The following is a 17,865-nucleotide window of genomic DNA, read 5'->3' on the forward strand; positions in this document are numbered from 1 at the left end:
GATCTCGCGGATTGCAACCGGCCCTGCTCATGTCGGTCTCGGCGTCGAAGCATCCGAAAGGGCGAAGTAGGAGGTCAAGGTCCCGAGCGCCGGCCTCGCATCCAGCGATGCGACCGCCGCTGCACCGACGGCGCAGGCGACGGCGCAGGCGACGGCGAGCGCCGATGAGACCGACGAGCCGCTCGCGATGGCCAGGACGACCGCTGCGCAGAACGCGTCGCCCGCCCCGACCGAGGAGACGACCTCCGCGGGACGGCCGGATGCGCGGGCGATCTCGACGCCCCGCTCGAACGCGGCAGCCCCGTCCGCACCGAGGGTGACGACGACGAGGCGTGCATCGCGCAGCTCGGGCATCGCCGCGTACTCGGCCTCGTTCACGACGACGAGGTCGCAGTCGTCGATCAGCTCACGCGGGAGGGTCGTAGCGGGGGCCGCGTTCAGAGCGAAGAATCCGTCGGTGGCTCGTGCCGCCTCGATCGCTGCTCGCACGGGCACCTCGAGCTGGCAGAGCACCGGTCCGCGGAGAGTCGGCGGCACGACGACCGAGGCATTGGCGCCTGGCGCAACGACGATCGAGTTCTCTCCTGACGGATCGACGGAGATGTATGCCCGCCCGGTATCAATGCTGACCCTGCGCACGAGCGACACGTCGACGTGCGCAGAACGCAGCGCGTCGAGCATGCGGTCCCCGAACGCGTCCCGACCGACGGCTCCGATTAATCGCGAACGTCCGACGAGCGCTGCGGCAGCTGCCGCCTGATTGGCGCCCTTCCCGCCAGCGCTGCGACGCACTGATGTCGCCAGGACCGTCCCCCCCGGCGCGGGGAGCGCCGTCGAGAACATCGTCACGTCCTCGTTGACGCTCCCCACGACGGTGAGCAGGGCATTCGTCACGAGCCGCCGAGTCCGGACGCGGCGATGCCGTCGATGAACCGTCGCTGCAGGAGCAGGAACAGCACCAGCATCGGCAGGATCATGATCACGCCGGCTGCGCTGATGAGGTTGTAGTTCTGCGTGAACCCCTGCTGGAAGGTGAAGAAGGCGAGCGAGACGGGCTGCCGCTGCGGGTTCTGGATGAAGGTCACCGCGAACAGGAACTCGTTGTAGGCGGACAGTCCCGTCGTCAGCGCGATCGTCAGGAACCCGGGCCACGCGTTCGGCAGAACGATGCGGAACAGCAGCTGGAGCTCGTTCGCGCCGTCGACCCGGGCCGCCTCCTCGAACTCCTTGGGGATGCCGATCATGAACGATCTCAGGAGCAGCGTCGCGAAGGGCGAGAAGAGTCCGCAGTAGATGATGATCAGCCCGAGCTGCGTGTCGTAGAGCCCGAGCTTCGTCCACGTCGCGAACAGCGGGACGAGGAACATCTGCCCCGGCAGGGAACTGACGATCAGGACGTAGCTGATGAAGCCGTTCGCTCCATGGATCTCGAGCCGGGCGAGGGCGTAGGCAGCGCACCCCGCTACGAAGCAGGTCAGCACGACGGTGCCCACCACGATGATCAGGGAGTTCGCCAGCCCAGCGCCCATGTTCGCGGTCTGCCAGGCCTCGAGGAAGTTCCCCCATTGCCACGTGGTCGGCAGGCTCAGCGCACTGGTCGCGTACTCGTTCGTCGTCTTCAGCGCATTGAACAGGAAGAGCACGATGGGCCCGAGCGCGAAGATCGCGAGCATGGTGAGGACGACGTAGGTGAACGGGCCCGCGCTCCGCCGAGCGCCTCGTCCGGTCTGAGCACGGCTGCGGGTCTTGGCGACGGCCCGCGGGCGCGGCTCGGCTGAGACGGTCATATCTCCCACTTCCTCACCCGACGCAGCACGAGGTAACCGACAACGACGATCGCGCTGATCAACGCCATCACGACGCCGATCGCCGATGCGTAGCCGCCCTGAAGGTTGCTGAAGGCGTCGCGGTAGAGCACCGTCGACAGGAGGTCGGTCGAACCGGCCGGCCCGCCCTGCGTCAGCACGTAGACGTAGTCGAAGGCGAGGAACGACCAGATGATCGTCATCAGCCCGAGGAACGCGAAGGTCGGGCGGATCCCCGGCAATGTGATCGAGAAGAACTGCCGCACCGGGCCGGCGCCGTCCATCTCGGCGGCCTCGTAGAGCGACGGACTGATCCCGCTCATCGCCGCGAGGAAGACCACGACGAGGAAGCCCCACCACGCCCAGTTGTTCACGAACTCGACGGACCACAGCGCGAGCGACGGGTTGCCGAGCGGGTTGATGTGCAGCAGCGCGCCGATGCCCGACTGCGGGTCGAGGATGCTCCGCCAGATCGAGGCGTTGACGACGCTCGCGACGATGTACGGGATGAAGTAGAGCACCCGGAAGAGCAGCTGGAATCGCCGGATCCGCGTGAGTGCGTATGCGCCGAACAGACCCATCGCCATCGGGACGATCAGGAAGAAGATCGTCCAGAGGATGTTGTGCCACAGCCCGTTCAGGAACTCGCCGTCCTTCAGCAGCTGCGCGTAGTTCTGCAGCCCGATGAAGTTCGCACCGCCGATGCCGGACCAGTCGGTGAACGAGTAGTAGACCGACGACGCAGCAGGAACGAGCACGACGACGACGTTCACAGCGATCAACGGCAGCATGAACAGCCAGCCGGCGACCCTGCGATCGCGAACTCGGACGCCGAACGAGCGGCGGCGATGCATCTCCGCCGGCCTCCGGCCGATCGCGACGGTCACGAGGAGGCCACGCCGGTCGGCGCCGGAGCCGTCGGCACCTTGCCCGCCTTCAGCTCAGGGTCGAACTTCTGCTGGATCCCGGCGAGGTAGTCCTGGACCGACAGCTTGTCGGTGATGACGTTCTCGAAGTAGTTGATCATGTAGGTCTCGGTCTGCTGGGGGAAGAACGTCCAGGTCGTGTACCCGATCGACTTCGCCGCGGACAGCTGCGTGTAGAGCCGCACCGTTCGGGGATCCGCCTTCGAGCCGAAGTCCGCGGCGGACACCTGGATCGGGGGCAGCTGGAAGTCCTTCTCCACGACCGCATCGACGAGCACCTTCTTGTCGGTGGTCATGAAGTTCAGGAAGGACGCCGCGTCCTTCACGCTCTTCGAGTGGGCGTTGACGCCGGCCGACTGCCCGATCGCGAGGTCGAACACGTCGTTCTTCGTCGTGCTGCCGAGCGACGGGATGGTGGTCCAATCCCAGTCGGCGGAGTTGCCCGCGGCCTTGCCGAAGTAGGGACCGAGGTTCGAGAACTCCCAGGTGCCCGAGATCATGCTCGCCGCCTGCCCGGACGCGAGCTGCTTGTACACGGTCGGGAAGTTGTTGGTGAAGTAGTTCTGGACGCCGCCGCCGTACCAGCCCTTCTTGAACCAGCCCGCGAGCTTGCTGATCGCGTCCACAAAGACCGGATCTGTCCACTTTGTCTCACCCTTTAGGGCGGAGTAGACGGCCTCAGGTCCTGCAGCGTGGTTGAGAGCGATGACGAGATGCCACTCGTTGGCCCCCTTCCAGTCAGCGTTGCCGGCCGCGATCGGGATCACGCCCTTCGCCTTCGCCTCGGCGTTGAAGGCCTCGAACTCCTCGAGCGTCGTCGGTGCGGTAAGGCCGAGCTTGGACAGCGTCGCCGGGTTGACGTAGTAGACCATCGACTCGTAGGACGTCGGCAGGGTCATGAGCTTGCCGCCGATGCGAGAGGCGTCGAGCGCCCACTTCGCGAACACGGTGTCCCACCCGTACTTCTTCGCGTACGGCTCGAGGTCCAGGAGGTAACCCGCCTTGGTGTACTCGGTCACGCCCGTCGACGGTCCCGGTGTGACGATCACGTCGGGCCCGGACCCCGCGGCAAGGGCCGTCTGGATGAGCCGGTCGATGGTGTTGGACGACTTGTTGCTGACCGTGACCGTCCCGGGCCCCGGGTAGGCCTGCGCGATGTGATCCGTGAAGTACTTGACCTGCGTCGCGTCGGAGAAGTTGTTCCAGAACTGGATCTGTCCGGCCTCTCCGCCCGAGCCGCCGGAGCAGGCGGACAGCAGAGCGGTCAGTCCGGCGGCGCCGGACCCCGCAAGCAGGGTCCGGCGGGTGAGCGTGGCACTCATTGGTGATCTCCTTCGATCGGTGCTGTGCGGTGCGAGGGTTGCGGCTCAGCCGCGGGAGGACTCGGCCAGCCGGACGGTGCGGTCGGCGAGGTCGGAGATGACGGAGTCGTCGAAGCCGAAGAGCGCGGAGCGCGTCCGGTTCCGGAGCGGGTCGATCAGGTGCGCGGGAAGTCCGGACATCCCGGCGAGCACACCGGCGACGGAGCCGACCGTGGCGCCGTTCGAGTCCGTGTCCCATCCCGACATGACGACTCGGCCGACGGCCGTCGTGAAGTCGCCCTCGGCCCAGATGAGCGCCGCGACGACGGCCGCTGCGTTGTTGATCGTGTGCACCCAGGAGTAGTGGCCGTAGGCCGCCCGGATGTCCGCGAGCGCCTCCTCCCACGACGCGCCGCTGTCATGCAGCGCGAGGACCCGATTGATCGCCTCGGCGAGGCGTGACCGCGGCGGAACCACGACGAGGGAGCGACGCACCGCCTCCTCCGCGTTCGCCGACACGAACGCAGCCGCGTTCAGCGCGGCCGACCACATCTCCCCGTAAACGCCGTTCGCGACATGCGAGAGCGCGGCGTCCTGGTAGGCGATCCGGGCCGCTGCCCACGGGTCGCCCGCGTGCACCCAGCCGAAGACGTCGGCCCGGATCTGCGCGCCGATCCACTCGCGGTAGGGGTTCCGCCGCGTCGCCGTGCGCGGCGATCGAAAGCCCTCCACGAGGTTGATGTAGGCGGCGCGCTCAGCGGTGTAGGTCTGCTCGATCGGGAGGAGCAGCTTCCATGCGCGCCCGACGTCATCGGGGCCGAGCGCTTCGCCATGCTGCTCCAGGAGGTGGAGGGAGAGGATCGCGTAATCGATGTCGTCGTCGCGCGCGGAACCGTTCACGTTGCCCCGAGTGGTCTGGGGCCAGTTGTCGCGCAGCTCGAAGTCGGCCGGCTGCGGGTCGAGCTTCACGAAGTAGTCCGTCAGCGGGTAGGAGTCGGTGAGACGGAGGTAGTCCGCGATGCGCTCCACCGTCCAGTAGTCGCCCCACTCGACCGGCTTGCCGAGATTGCAGCCGGCGATGCGACCCAGCCATGCGGCGTGGATCCGATCGGAGAGCTGTGCGGGGTCGACGGACTCCGCTGCGGGAGCAGGAGGGAGGACCGACCGGATGTCATCGAGCGGGGTCGGCTCCTCGAAGTCCCACGGCGCGGTCCGCTCGGCGTCCTCCATCGCGTCCACGAGATCGAGCACAGCCCGCCGATCCTTTGGATCGGTCTCGTTCGCCCTGACGACGATCGCGTCGACGTCGTAGCCCGTCTCCCGCCGCTGCAGCACCTCGTCGTGCAGCAGGTTCACCGGCTCGAGCGGGTCGTAGCCGTGCGCACTGAGGGCCGGGGCGAGCTCGACGGGGCGGGCGATCGTGTCGTCGGACATGAGGTCTCCGTTCGGTGGTGGTCGGTCGATCAGGCGGACGCGCGCAGCACGAGACGGGTGTGCAGCGTCGTCCGCTCGTACGGGGCATCCGGTCCGAGCTCGATGCGGCGCAGCAGCGCGCGGGCGCATGCGGCGCCGAGGTCCGCCGCAGGGTTCATCACGGTGGTGAGGCGAGGGCTCACCAGATCGGCGGTCTCGATGTCGTCGAATCCGACGACGGCCAGGTCCTCGGGCACCCGCAGCCGTGCGGCTCGCGCCGCATCAAGAACACCGATGGCGATGAGGTCGTTCGCGCAGAGCAGTGCTCGTGGGCGCTCGTCGAGCGCGAGCAGGGCGGCGCCCGCCGAGAACCCTCCGTCTCGCGTGAAGGTCGTGTGGACGATCCAGTCGTCCCGCACCGGGAGTCCGAGCGCGCTCGATGCGGCTTGAAACGCTGCCAGCCGGACCGGACCCGGTCCCGGCGCCTGCAGCTCCGGGCCGCTGATGAACCCGACGTCGCGGATCCCGGCTTCGGCGAGGTGTCGAACGGCCGCGCCGATCCCGACGGCGTCATCCGTCCCGACCGCGTCGGCGTACATCGTCTGATCGACTTCCGACACGACGACGAGCGGGAAGGACGGACCGACGATCGAGCGCAGCTCCGCCGGCTTGGACGACATCGGCTGAATGATCAACCCGTCGACGCCTCGAGCGAGCATCTCGCGGGCGAGCGACCGTTCCGCGTCGCCGTCTCCGTCAGTGTTGCCGATGAGGATCACGTATCCATCGGCGTTGACGACGTCGTGGACCCCACGCGCAACCGCCGGGTAGTAGGGGTTGGCGATGTCGGCGACGAGGAGCGCGATCGTGTGCGTGCGTTGCTTGCGGAGCCCGCTGGCGACGAGGTTGGGGCGGTAGTCGAGCTCCTCGATCGCCCGCATGATGCGCTCGCGGGTCGCCTCCGACACCGCGCGCTTGCCGCTGAGTGCGTGCGAGACGGTCGTCGGGCTGACGCCGGCCACGGCGGCCACGTCGGCGATCCGGCGTGCTCGAATCACGATCGCTCCCTTGCAAATCGATTTGCAGTAACCGCACGTCGATACTGCGGGCGATCCAGGTCGCAGGTCAATCGATCAGGGCGAGCAAACTCAATTTGGGTTTTGCATCACGATTTGCACTCACTCGCGCACAGCTCTTTGCGCTGGAGATCGCTGATCACCGCAGCGTGCGGATCCGGCGCCGGGGTCAGGCGCCGAAGAGGGGCGCCTCGTCCGCGGGCGCGCTGATCCGCAGCACGGACCAGCCCTGCGGCGCGGAGAGCCGATCGGCGTGCACCTCGCACAGGTCGTAGCTGTGCGGCTCCGGCGCCCCCGAGAGCGGGCCGAGCACCGCCATCGAGTCCGCGTAGACGTAGGTCAGCGTCGCCACCGCCGGTCGACGGCACGTCTGCCGCGAGCACGGGCGGAGTGTCGACACGCGCGCATGGTAAGCACACGGAACGGTCACGATCCCGCGCTGCGTCGGCGCGGCGCGTACCATCCCCGTCATGGCCCGCTCCCGTCGCGTGTCCCACGCGCCGTCGCCCAGGGGCGGCTTCCGGAACCGGCACGGCCGCGGACTGCGGTCGTCCGTCACCGGGCCGCACCTCCCGGTGCTGCGCACCCGCGCGGAGACGTTCGAGGGCACGGTCGCCGAGACCGCCGACTACCTGCGGGGGCTCTGGCCGGAGGACCTCGCGGACGTCTCCTTCGAGATCGCGGGCATCCCGCGCGCCGTCGGCCAGGCCGGCCTCGACCGCTGGTGGGTCGATCAGCACGCGAAGCGGATCGTGCTCTACCGCCTCCCGATCGAGCGCCTCTCGCACCTCCACGTCGACGACGAGTCGCACCAGCGCATGTACGTCGAGAGCTGCGTGTTCCGCGCGGTCGCCGAGCTGCTCGGCCGCGATCCGTGGGACCTCGCGCCGGACCGGTTCCGCCACTTCTGATCATCCGCTGAGCAGCGCCCGCTCCGGCCGATCCGATCGGCCGAGGCCTCCGAACGACCGCGATACGGCCGACCCTGACCCGGGGCCGTCCGCCGCCCCGATCGGAACGGCCGCAGCCATGATCAGATCCCGAATCCGCTCCCTGCTCGCCGCGACGGCGGTCGCCGCCGCCCTCGTCGCCGTGCCGTCCGCCGCGCACGCGGCACCGTCCACGGGGTGGGTCCGCGTCGCCCACCTCTCCCCCGACACGAAGGCCATGGACGTCCGGCTCGCGCAGCTGAGCGGGGACAGCAGCGTCTTCTCGATCGCCGACCTCTCGTACGGCTCGGTCTCGAAGTACCTGACGCTCGCCGCCGGCCGGTACGCGGTCGCGATGCGTCCCGCCGGCAGCGCCGCGTCCAGCACGCCCGTGGTGTCGAGCTTCGTCGACGTCCGAGCGGGGAGCGCGACCACCGTCGCCGTGTTCGGCAGGAACGCCGACCTCATGACGAGAGCGATCAGCGACTCGCTCGAGCTGCCGAAGACGGGTGATGCCCGCGTCCGCGTCGTCCAGGCGTCGACGTCCTCGACCCCCGTCACCGTGACCGCGTCGCCGTCGAGGACGATCGTGTCCGACGCCGCATCCACCACCGTCTCCCCCTACGCGGACGTCCGCGCGGGGTCGTGGACGCTGACGGCGACCTCCGGCTCCAGGACCGCGACCACGGCGATCGACCTGCGCGCCGGACAGATCGCGAGCGTCTTCGTGCTCGATGACGCGAACGGCGGGATCGCGCTGCGACGCGTCCTCGATTCGGCGAGCGTCGGCGGGGTGCCGAGCGGCTACCTCGCGACCGGTGGCGGCTACCTCGCCCACGAGGCCGAGCAGCAGCGGACCCTCGGCGCACTGACGGCGGGCGGACTCGCCCTGCTCGCCGCAGCGGGGCTCGCGGGGGCCGCCGTGCGTCGACGGCGCGCTCGTGCGTGAGCGCCGGGCGCTCCTCGCAGGGCTCGCGGTGGTCGCCGCGCTCGCGCTGACGGGCTGCTCGACGACCGCCCCGGTCCGCGCGGCCGCTCCGACCCCGACGGCGTCCCCCACCGTCCGCCCCGCGGCGGCGAAGGCCGCCGGGTTCCAGGACCCCGCCGCCGACGCCACGACGACGTCCGGCGCGACGCGCCCCGTGCGCATCGAGATCCCGGCGATCGGCGTGGACGCGGGCCTGATCGACCTCGCCCGGGGCGCGGACGGCGTGCTCGCTGCGCCGCCGTCGACGGTGCTCGACGAGGCCGGCTGGTACGCGAAGGGCACGGTCCCCGGACGGATCGGTCCGGCCGTCATCGCCGGGCACGTCGACTGGGTCGACCGGATCGCGGTCTTCCACCGCCTCGCGGAGCTCCGCGCGGGCGATGCGATCACCGTGGTCATGAACGACGGCTCGAAGGTCCGGTTCACGGTCGACGGCGTGCGGGAGGTGTCGAAGTTCCACTTCCCCACCGCGGCCGTGTACGGCCCCACGCCCGATCCGCAGCTCCGCGTCATCACCTGCGGCGGACCGTGGGACGACGCCCGCGACATCTACAGCGAGAACGTGATCGTCTCCGCCTCCGAGACCGACTGATCCGACTCCCGCACCGCTTCATGAACGGGTGACCTCGGCCTGCCGCGTCGGCCGCCTCCGGCGTGGGACGATGCCCACCGCACCCCGCGGCGTGCCGCTCACTCGACGGGGAGGAAGGGGTCCGGAGGATGACGTCCGCACTGGTGGTGATCCCCACCTATGACGAACGCGAGAACATCCCGATCGTCGTCGCGCGGGCCCTCGCCGCGACGCCGCCCGAGGTCCACCTCCTGGTCGTCGACGACGCCTCCCCCGACGGCACCGGCGAGATCGCCGACCGCCTGGCGGCCGAGCACGACCGCGTGCACGTCCTGCACCGTGCCGGCAAGGAGGGCCTCGGTCGCGCCTACCTCGCCGGCTTCGCCTGGGGGCTCGAGAACGGGTTCGACGCCCTCGTCGAGATGGACGCCGACGGCTCCCACCACCCGGAGGACGTGCCCCGGCTGCTCGCCCAGCTGGCGGACCACGACCTCGCCCTCGGATCTCGCTGGGTCCCCGGCGGGACCGTCGAGAACTGGCCGCGGCGCCGGCTGCTGCTGAGCCGCGGCGGGAACTGGTACGCGCGGGTCGCGCTCGGCATCGACGTCCGGGACGTGACCGGCGGCTTCCGCGCCTTCCGTGCCGAGGCGCTGGAGCGGATCCGCCTCGCGGACGTCGCGTCGCACGGGTACTGCTTCCAGGTCGACCTCGCGTGGCGCGCCCTGCAGGCCGGCCTGCGGGTCGTCGAGATCCCGATCGTGTTCACCGAGCGCGTCCACGGCGTCTCGAAGATGAACCAGTCGATCGTGGTCGAGTCGCTGCGCAAGGTCACCTGGTGGGGCCTCCGCCGCCGGGTGCACGCCGCGTTCGAGCTGCTCGTCCACCACCGTCGGCTCGGCTCGGTCCGCTCGAACAGCTCGCGCGCCGCCTGACCTCCGGCCGGCGAGGCGGTCAGACCGTGCGGTCGGATCGCACGTAGCGCTCGACCGCGCGCGAGGCGCCGCGCTTCGCCGAGCGCGCGACCTTGTGCAGCGGCTTCTCGACGACGCGGAAGAAGCCCCAGCCGGTCAGCACCGCGAGCGGGATGCCGACGGCTGCGGCGATCGGCCAGTTCCAGTCGCCGACGATCCAGGTGATCGTCGCGAGCACCGGCAGGTGCACGAGGTAGAGGCTGAAGGAGATCCGCCCGAGGAACTGCGGCACGCGGCCCTCCAGGAACCGGCGGAACCCCGTCGCCGCTCCCGCGACGACCACGACGCCGGCGCCGCCGAGCGCCTCCAGGCCGATCAGCGCGTGGCTGCCGTCGCTGCCCTCCGGCACGACGGGCGCGAGGAGGAACTCGATGACGAGCAGGAGCAGGCTCGCGGGGAGGATCACGGCGAGCAGCCGCTTCGCGCGGCGCGACTCGCTCCAGCCCTCGATCGCCCGAAGCCGGACCGCGATCAGCGTGCCGAGGAAGAAGACGGGCAGGTACTCGAGCGCCTCGATGCCGCCGACCGTGCCCGCGACGCCGAGCCCCACGGCGAGCAGCCCGGTCGGGAGCCACCAGCGGTGCAGCAGCACCGCGACGACCAGGAACCCGGGCAGCAGGAGGGAGAAGAGGAACTCCCACTTCAGCGTCCAAAGCACGTTGTTGTACGGGACGCTGTTGCCCATCAGCGAGAACTCGACGACGAGGCGCTGCCAGCTCCAGTCCGACTGCACCTGCCCCGCGAGCCAGCTGCCGCCCGTCACCTGCTGCGGCACGCGCGGCACCAGGAGCAGCAGCGCGGTCGCGAACACGATCGCCGCCCATGCGGGCAGCATCAGCCGCACGACGCGGCTCACGACGAGACCGGGCCAGGAGAAGTCGACGCGGCGGAGCGCCGGCAGCACGACCACGACGCCGGAGAGCACGAAGAACACGATGACGGCCTCGTGCCCGGCCGTGAGGAGCTTGAGCGGCGTGCGCTCGAGCCACCACCAGCCGCTCAGCACCGCGGGCTCCCCCGGCGGCTGCGACACCGGCTGGGCGATGAGCAGCACGTGGTGCAGCACGACGAGGAAGGCGGCGACGCCGCGCAGCCCGTCGAGCGCGTGGAGGCGCTCCCGGTTCCGCCGACGGGTGACGACGGGCGAGGCGGCGACCGCGTCCGGATCGCGCACGGCGACGGCCCGTTCGACCTCGACCGTCATCCGGCTGCGCCCGGCCGCGGAGTCGTCACGTGCGGCGGCATGCCGGAACCGTACCGGCTGCCGCCCCCTCGGGAGCGGTCCTGCGGGGCTCAGGACCTGAGCGTCCGCTGACGATCCGGTCAGCGGCTGATGCGGACCGGATGCGCCTGCTGATCGGCCGCGGCCGCCGGGTAGCCCGCGAGCGCGTCGTCCCCGGCGTAGCTCACCGCCGCGCGGAGGCCCGCCGCTCCGGACAGCACGACGACGCCGCGCGTCACCGGGACGGCGACCGAGCCCTTCGCCGGGACCCGCACGGTGCGGCTGACCGGCCCGGACAGCCGGACGGTCCTCGCCGCACCCGGGTTCGCGATCGACAGGATCGGCGACGGCGCGTCGACCACCGCGATCGCCGCGCTGCCCGACAGCTCGGGGGCGGCCGCGAACCAGGCGAAGTCGATGCCGCGGGCGGTCGACGTGGCGGACGTGTCCGCGGTCGAGGAGGTCTGGGCTCCGGAGGCGTCGACCGGGCCGTCGCCGCCGACCAGACCGGCGTCGGAGCCGACGGCCGCGCCGCCCGAGGTCGAGTCGGAGGCGGGCGGCTGGTCCGTCGGCGTGACGGAGCCGCTCGCGTCGCCGACGACGGCGGTGCGCACCCCGGCGACGAGCGCACGCTTGCCGGTGACGCGGACCGTGTAGGTGCCGTCGGGGAGGCCGGTGACCGGGAAGTCGGTGACGACGCCGCCCGCGACCCGCCGCCCGAGCGTGACCGGCTGCCCGCCACCGTCAGGCGTGGCGGTGATGGAGACGTCGGTCGCCGCGGACCCGGGCACGAGCACCCGGACGACCGTCTGCAGATCGGCGTAGTCGTCCGCGCGCTGCGCGGACGCGACCGCGGCGGCGTCCAGCACCCGGACGCCGGGTACGACCTGCTCGAGCGCCGGCGCCGTGGTCGGCCCCGTCATGTCGAGACCGCCGGACTCGAGCCCGCGCACGGTCCGCTGCTCGAGCGCCGCGCCGACCCGGCCGCCGGTGGAGGTGACGCGCACCACGGTGCCGCCCGCCGACGGCGCGACGCCCGCGAGGGAGACCGCCGTGCGGCCCTTCGCCGGCACGACCAGCTCGCTGAACGAGGCGGCGTCGACGGGGCCGTTCTCCGTCCACACCCGCACGCCCACCTGGGCGGCGACCGGGGACGGGTTCGCGAGGGTCAGCACGGTGGTGCGGCCGGTCGTGGTCGCGCCGGCGGCGAACCACACGTCGCTCGCCGGGGCGGTGCAGGACGCCGCGGCGAGCCCGGCTGCGTCGCCGAGGGTCACCTGCTCGACCTGCGCGCCCGCGAGCACGCCGGTCCGGTCGGAGGCGGCGGCGCTGAGCGCTCGCGGGGCCGCGCCGCCGCTGACCTCGCCGCGCCCGAGCACGACCGTCTTCGGCTTCGCGCCCTTCGCGGTCCCGGCGACGCGGGCGGGCTTGCCGGTGGCGCTCAGCGCGTTCGCGTCGGCGGGATCGGCGCCCACCGCGATGGCCGGCCCGGGGCAGAGCAGCGACTGCGGCGCGGACGACGGCGTGACCGTCATGGTCTGGTCGGCGCTCCCGAACGCCGGCAGCTGGCCGACGATCGCCGCCGCTGCGACGCCGGCTGCGACCAGCGCGCTCGCCCCGATGGCCCGTCCGTTCAGCGCCATGAGCCGACCTCCTCGGGCTCGCGGGCGGCGGAGGCCGTCTGCAGCTCGCGGGCCATCGCCTGCTCCGGGGTGCGCACGACGGTCTGGACCGCGGGCGCGCCGATGGTGCGGACGTCCGCCTTCGGCGCGCGGAGCGCCGGGACGGGTCGGAAGCGCTGCGTGATCTTCGACGTCGGCAGCGCGAGGAGCGCGAAGACGCCGAAGAGGATCGCCTGGATCAGGAGGACGGCGACGCCGATCGGGCTGCCCGTGTTCGACGGGCCGCGCAGGAGGGTGATCGGCCCGGTCGTCCGCAGGTCGTCGTAGCGGTACAGGGTGCCGGCCGACGTCGTGGAGACCTCGGACAGCAGCGGGTTCGCGCCGAGGGCGCCGCGCGCGGCGGAGAGCCCGTCGCTCGATGCGCCGTGCTGCAGGAGCACGTAGCCGATCCGGTAGTCGTTCAGGCTCGTCGCCAGGTCGTCACCGGTCGGCTGGACGAGCCCCGCGGCGAGCCGGGCGAGCCCGGGCGAGTCGCCGAAGCCGGCCGTCGACTGCAGCGTGCTGAGCGACTCGAGCGTGCGCCCCTCCCCGCGCGTGAGCAGGCTGCGGTAGCTGCCGTTCCGCTCCGGCGTGAGGGTGAGCATGCCGAGGTCGGGCGTGCTCCTGCCCTCGGCGGCGACAAGCGCGGGCACGGTCGCGGCGGAGCCCGCCCGGACCTGCGCGGAGCCGAGCAGGACACCGACGAGCACCGGTGAGACCGCGGCGAGCATCGCGAGGACGGCGGTGCAGCCCACGACCGCCGCGCTGGCGGCACGGATCTTCGCCGCGCCGAGCCCGTGGGCGCGGAGGGGCAGCTGCAGGGCGGCGGCCAGCCGGTCGAGCCCGCAGACCGCGGCCTCGAGCACCGCGAGCCAGGCGAGGCTGAGGCCGGCGCCGGGCCACGCCGCGATCGGGGTGCCGCCGTTGGACACGACCTCGAGGCGCGTTGCGAGGACGGCCATGACGAGACCGCCGACGCCGAACATGCCGATGCGGATCGGCACGCTGTGCTTCGGCCAGAACAGCCCGATCAGGGCGAGCAGCAGCAGCGGGACGCCGAGCGCCCACACGAAGGCCGCGGCGAGCCCCGACCCGAGGCCGAGCGGCGCGGTGAGGCCCTCCCAGGCGTCGATCGCCCAGGTCGGCCAGCCGGCGGCGAGCTGCAGCACGGTCGAGAGCTGGGCGGGCAGCCCGAGCAGGTGCGCCTCGGCGCCGGGCGACGCGACGGGTCCCGGATCGGCGAGCACGCCGATGAGCCGGCCGTGCAGCGCCTGCTCGGCGACCAGGGGCAGGAAGAGCACCGCGGTCGGGAGGGGCAGCGGCAGGATCCGGACGATGCGGCTCCGCTCGCCCTGTCGGACGGCGACGCCGAGCGCGACCGCGGCGGCCCACGCGATGAAGAGGAGGGGCAGCAGGCTGGGCGAGCTCGCGGCGATCAGCGCGCCGAGGAGACCGAGCCAGGCCGAGGCGGTCCAGGACGACCGCACCTTGAATGCCGCGAGGAGCATGAACGGCGCCGCGAGGTGCACGAGCACCCCGCCGATCCGCCCGGTGTCGAGCGCGACGACCAGCGTCGGCGCCGCAGCCCAGAGCAGGCCGCCGATGACGCGCAGCGGTCGCCGCCGGGTGAAGCGGGCCGTGGCGAGCCAGCCGCCCGCCGCGGCGATCGGCAGGGCGAGGATCCAGAGCGCGACGATCGCGCTCGACGGATGCCAGAACGTGATCGTGCCGAGCACCGCGAGCACGGCCGCGAACGGGTCGGCCGGCCCGACGAAGCCGCTGCCGAGCGGGTGCACGCCCCAGCCGACGCTGCGCCACAGGGAGTCGAACGTGCCGAGGGGCAGCAGCTGCCCGCCGACGAGCGCCTCCGCCCCGACCAGCGGTTGGAACAGCACGACGGAGACGACGAGCATCGTGAGCACGGTCGCGAGGCCGCCGCTCGAGAAGAAGTGGAGCGACTCCTCCCGGTTCGGCTGCCTGCCGTTGTCCCGGGCGAGTGCTCGGCGGTGCCGCACCTCCCGCCACGGCTGCCGCAACGGCGCGATCGACGCCCAGCCGGCCGACCGCTCCTTCGCGATCCGGGACCGCGAGCGGGCGATCGCGGCGAAGCGGGTGCCGAAGACGACGAGGCCGGCGAGCAGCTCGGCCGGCGCGGAGCCGGGCGCCTTGCGGAGGATCTGCCCGATCGCGCGGAACACGGCGACCGGCAGGATCGAGAGCCAGTGCAGCGGAACGAGCGGCAGGGGCGCGTAGACGAGGCGCCGGTGCAGCTGGGCCTCCCGCCGCAGCCGCACGCGGCGGGGCTCCGAGGTGGAGGCGCCGAGCAGCCGCGTCCCCGGCGCGTCGACGCCGCCGGAGCGGACGCGGGCCGTGGGCTCGAGCTGCACGCGGTACCCGGCGAGCCGGGCGCGCACGCAGAAGTCGAGCGCGTCGTCCACGGCGGGCAGCGCCCGATCGAAGCCGCCGAGCTGCTTCCAGACGGACGCGCGGACGAGCATGCCGCCGGCGGCGACCGCGAGGACGTCGCTGTGCCGGTCGTACTGGGCCTGGTCGAGCTCGGGCTCGGCCATCTCCACGGCCGTGCCCCACGGCGTCAGCGTCTCGCCGAAGGAGTGGATGTACGCGGGCGCGTCCCACTGCATCTGCTTGGGCCCTGCGACCGCGACGGAGGGCTGCCCCTCCACGGAGTTGAGGAGGCGCTCGAGCGCCACGGGCTCGGGGGCGTTGTCGGTCGCGAGCAGCCACAGCCACTCGCTGTCGAGCGCTTCGATGCCGGCGGCCCGGAAGCCGTTCTCCACCGCGAGCCCGAAGCCGGCCCGCGCGCCGGCCCGGGCGTGCACGGTCGGCTCGACCCCGTCGATGATCGTGCTGGTGACCGGGCTGTTCCCCAGTTGCACGACGACGAGGCGGTCGGGCAACCGCGTCTGCATCGTGATCGCATCGAGGGTGTCACGCAGATAGTCGGCCCCGTCCGCCGCGATGAGGATCGCGGTGACAGATCTCGGCACCCGAGCACGGTAGGCGAGCCGTCGGCGCGCCCCCGCGCCGCCGCGCCGTCGACCACGGTTTCCTCCGGGCGACGTCCCGCTCCGCCGTGTCCCGCCGCCGAGCGGCAGATCCGCCCGCCCGCGCAGGCGGATCTGCCGCTCGGCGGCGGATCAGCGGAGGAGACAGCGGAGGGGCCGCGGACCCCAGTGGTCCGCGGCCCCTCCGCGACGTGTGTCCGCCGTGCTCAGGCGGTCTTGCGCAGCTTGCGGCGCTCGCGCTCGGAGAGGCCGCCCCAGATGCCGAAGCGCTCGTCGTTCTGCAGCGCGTACTCGAGGCACTGCGACTTGACCTCGCACGACGAGCAGATCCGCTTCGCCTCGCGCGTCGATCCGCCCTTCTCCGGGAAGAACGCCTCAGGATCGGTCTGCGCGCACAGCGAGTCCGCCTGCCAGCTCAGCTGGTCGGTCTCGTCCTCGGCGACGCGGCGGACCTTCGGCACACCCAGAGCAACAGGGTCGACGAACCAGTCGGTCGGAACGGACGCCTGATAGGGGGAAACGGTCATTGTTGATCGTCCTCTCGATGCTTTCAGAGCCCCGCGCTCTGAAAGCGTGGACGTAATTACACACAGGTGATTCCGGAGCCGCAAGGCCGAATGTGTGCACTCCCGTCGAGGTGCTGCACGGGTTGTCGCGCGGGGACACGCCCGATCCGCGCGCCGATTTGACGAGCCGCCGGACCTTGAAGCGGGCTGGGACCCGCCGTTCTGACCAGGGGTTTCATGCGGATGCCCCGTCCGGAACACTCAGGCCGCTATCAACCCTCAACAGGGGGTCGAATGCTTGCGACACGCCGATAACGACAGTCGCTTCGTAACATGACCGTTACAAACGGCATCCGGCGCGGCGCAGCCGCTTCGAACTCATCTTCGAGTCATTCCGAATTCGGCACGATTTCCGCCCCCCGTTCAGGGGGCCCTCCTCCGAATTCGGCCGTTATCACAGCCGAATAACGGCTGTCGAATCCGACACGCCGGTCAGGCTCCGCGCCGCGCGCTCCACGCCGACTCGACCATCTCGGTCAGCGAGTGCCGCATCGACCAGTCCAGGTCGCGGGCGGCGAGCTCGCCCGAGGCGACGATGCGCGCCGGGTCCCCGGGACGCCGGGGGGCGATCTCCGGCGTGAACGCGATCCCGGTCACCGCCGCCATGGTCGACATGATCTGCCCGACGCTGACCCCGTCGCCGGAACCCAGGTTGTAGACGGGCTCGATCGTGTCGCCGGCCATCAGCCGGCGGGCCGCCGCGACGTGCGAGACGGCGAGGTCGGCGACGTGGATGTAGTCCCGCACGCACGTGCCGTCGGGCGTCGGGTAGTCGTTCCCGTTGATGCGGGGCGTCCGCCCGTCGAGCAGCGCCTCGAACACGAGCGGGAAGAGGTTGTGCGGGCTGGTGTCGTGGACCTCCGGCGTCCCGGATCCGACGACGTTGAAGTAGCGGAGCGACGTGTGCGCGAGGCCGGCCGCTCGCCCCTGGTCCGCGAGGAGCCACTCGCCGATGAGCTTCGACTCCCCGTAGGGCGACTCGGGGTGCTTCGGGGTGGCCTCCGTCACCAGGTCGGTGTCGGGCGTCCCGTACACGGCCGCCGAGGACGAGAAGACGATGCGCGAGACGCCCGAGTCCGCCATCGTCGCGAGGAGCGTCTGCGTGCCCGTCACGTTCTGCGTGTAGGTGTGCAGCGGCTGCTGCACCGAGACCCCCGCGTACTTGAACCCGGCCACGTGGATGACGCCGTCGACGTCGTGCTCCTGGAACGTCCGCTCGAGCAGCTCGCCGTCGAGGATCGACCCGCGCACGAAGGTGACGCCCTCCGGCACGAAGTCGCGGTGCCCGCTCGACAGGTCGTCCACCACGAGCGGCTCGATGCCCGCGGCGCGCAGCGCTCGGACGACGTGCGCCCCGATGTACCCGGCCCCACCGGTGACCAACCACGTCATGCCCGGGACCCTATCCAC

At 71.7% G+C, this 17,865-nt stretch carries 16 protein-coding genes; 4 read left to right on the plus strand and 12 right to left on the minus strand.

What is annotated here, in order from left to right; all coding sequences use genetic code 11:
- Positions 1-27 precede the first annotated feature (27 nt).
- From CLV52_RS16515 to CLV52_RS16545, 7 genes are all read right to left on the minus strand, one after another.
- Positions 28-894 carry a PfkB family carbohydrate kinase gene (locus tag CLV52_RS16515; RefSeq protein ID WP_133767503.1) on the minus strand — a complete coding sequence of 289 codons (867 nt, stop codon included), beginning with the start codon at positions 892-894 and terminating at the stop codon, positions 28-30.
- Entirely contained in the window at positions 891-1,787 is an 897-nt protein-coding gene (locus tag CLV52_RS16520) for a carbohydrate ABC transporter permease (RefSeq protein WP_133767504.1), read from the minus strand. The genes CLV52_RS16515 and CLV52_RS16520 overlap by 4 nt, the downstream gene beginning before the upstream one ends.
- A complete protein-coding gene (locus CLV52_RS16525) occupies positions 1,784-2,596 on the minus strand; it encodes a carbohydrate ABC transporter permease (RefSeq protein WP_133767747.1) in 813 nt (270 codons plus the stop codon). Before CLV52_RS16525 ends, CLV52_RS16520 begins: the two co-directional genes overlap by 4 nt.
- A 92-nt stretch (positions 2,597-2,688) precedes the next feature.
- On the minus strand, positions 2,689-4,053 hold the full coding sequence (locus tag CLV52_RS16530) for an ABC transporter substrate-binding protein (protein ID WP_133767505.1): 1,365 nt from the start codon (positions 4,051-4,053) through the stop codon (positions 2,689-2,691).
- A 45-nt stretch (positions 4,054-4,098) separates the two neighbouring features.
- Positions 4,099-5,466 carry an ADP-ribosylglycohydrolase family protein gene (locus CLV52_RS16535; protein WP_211342739.1) on the minus strand — a complete coding sequence of 456 codons (1,368 nt, stop codon included), beginning with the start codon at positions 5,464-5,466 and terminating at the stop codon, positions 4,099-4,101.
- A 29-nt stretch (positions 5,467-5,495) separates the two neighbouring features.
- Positions 5,496-6,503 carry a LacI family DNA-binding transcriptional regulator gene (locus CLV52_RS16540; protein WP_162850909.1) on the minus strand — a complete coding sequence of 336 codons (1,008 nt, stop codon included), beginning with the start codon at positions 6,501-6,503 and terminating at the stop codon, positions 5,496-5,498.
- 187 nt (positions 6,504-6,690) lie between these two features.
- Positions 6,691-6,921, minus strand: a complete 231-nt coding sequence (locus CLV52_RS16545; RefSeq protein WP_133767507.1) for a DUF3499 family protein — start codon at positions 6,919-6,921, stop codon at positions 6,691-6,693.
- 70 nt (positions 6,922-6,991) lie between these two features.
- Here CLV52_RS16545 and CLV52_RS16550 point away from each other — a divergent pair, with 70 nt between their 5' ends.
- From CLV52_RS16550 to CLV52_RS16565, 4 genes are all read left to right on the plus strand, one after another.
- Positions 6,992-7,432, plus strand: a complete 441-nt coding sequence (locus CLV52_RS16550; protein ID WP_133767508.1) for a metallopeptidase family protein — start codon at positions 6,992-6,994, stop codon at positions 7,430-7,432.
- Positions 7,433-7,550: 118 nt separating this feature from the next.
- Positions 7,551-8,399 carry a DUF4397 domain-containing protein gene (locus tag CLV52_RS16555; protein ID WP_133767509.1) on the plus strand — a complete coding sequence of 283 codons (849 nt, stop codon included), beginning with the start codon at positions 7,551-7,553 and terminating at the stop codon, positions 8,397-8,399.
- A complete protein-coding gene (locus tag CLV52_RS16560) occupies positions 8,392-9,030 on the plus strand; it encodes a class F sortase (protein ID WP_133767510.1) in 639 nt (212 codons plus the stop codon). Before CLV52_RS16555 ends, CLV52_RS16560 begins: the two co-directional genes overlap by 8 nt.
- A gap of 128 nt (positions 9,031-9,158) precedes the next feature.
- The gene (locus CLV52_RS16565; protein ID WP_133767511.1) at positions 9,159-9,941 is read left to right on the plus strand and encodes a polyprenol monophosphomannose synthase; all 783 of its coding nucleotides are present in this window, start codon (positions 9,159-9,161) and stop codon (positions 9,939-9,941) included.
- Between the two features lie 19 nt (positions 9,942-9,960).
- Here CLV52_RS16565 and CLV52_RS16570 read toward each other — a convergent pair whose 3' ends face one another.
- The 5 genes from CLV52_RS16570 to galE form a co-directional block, all read right to left on the minus strand.
- Positions 9,961-11,184: an acyltransferase family protein gene (locus CLV52_RS16570; protein ID WP_133767512.1), complete on the minus strand. Its 1,224-nt coding sequence runs from the start codon at positions 11,182-11,184 to the stop codon at positions 9,961-9,963.
- Positions 11,185-11,303: 119 nt separating this feature from the next.
- Complete coding sequence (locus tag CLV52_RS16575; protein WP_133767513.1) at positions 11,304-12,845, minus strand: DUF5719 family protein; 1,542 nt, start codon at positions 12,843-12,845, stop codon at positions 11,304-11,306.
- Positions 12,836-15,871 (minus strand): glycosyltransferase, encoded by a 3,036-nt coding sequence (locus tag CLV52_RS16580; RefSeq protein ID WP_133767514.1) that lies wholly within the window; start codon positions 15,869-15,871, stop codon positions 12,836-12,838. Before CLV52_RS16580 ends, CLV52_RS16575 begins: the two co-directional genes overlap by 10 nt.
- 224 nt (positions 15,872-16,095) lie before the next feature.
- Positions 16,096-16,416 (minus strand): WhiB family transcriptional regulator, encoded by a 321-nt coding sequence (locus tag CLV52_RS16585; protein ID WP_133767515.1) that lies wholly within the window; start codon positions 16,414-16,416, stop codon positions 16,096-16,098.
- 471 nt (positions 16,417-16,887) lie between these two features.
- Entirely contained in the window at positions 16,888-17,847 is a 960-nt protein-coding gene (gene galE / locus CLV52_RS16590; RefSeq protein WP_133767516.1) for a UDP-glucose 4-epimerase GalE, read from the minus strand.
- Positions 17,848-17,865: the final 18 nt, after the last annotated feature.

The organism is Amnibacterium kyonggiense (assembly GCF_004364555.1).
Taxonomy (GTDB): domain Bacteria; phylum Actinomycetota; class Actinomycetes; order Actinomycetales; family Microbacteriaceae; genus Amnibacterium; species Amnibacterium kyonggiense.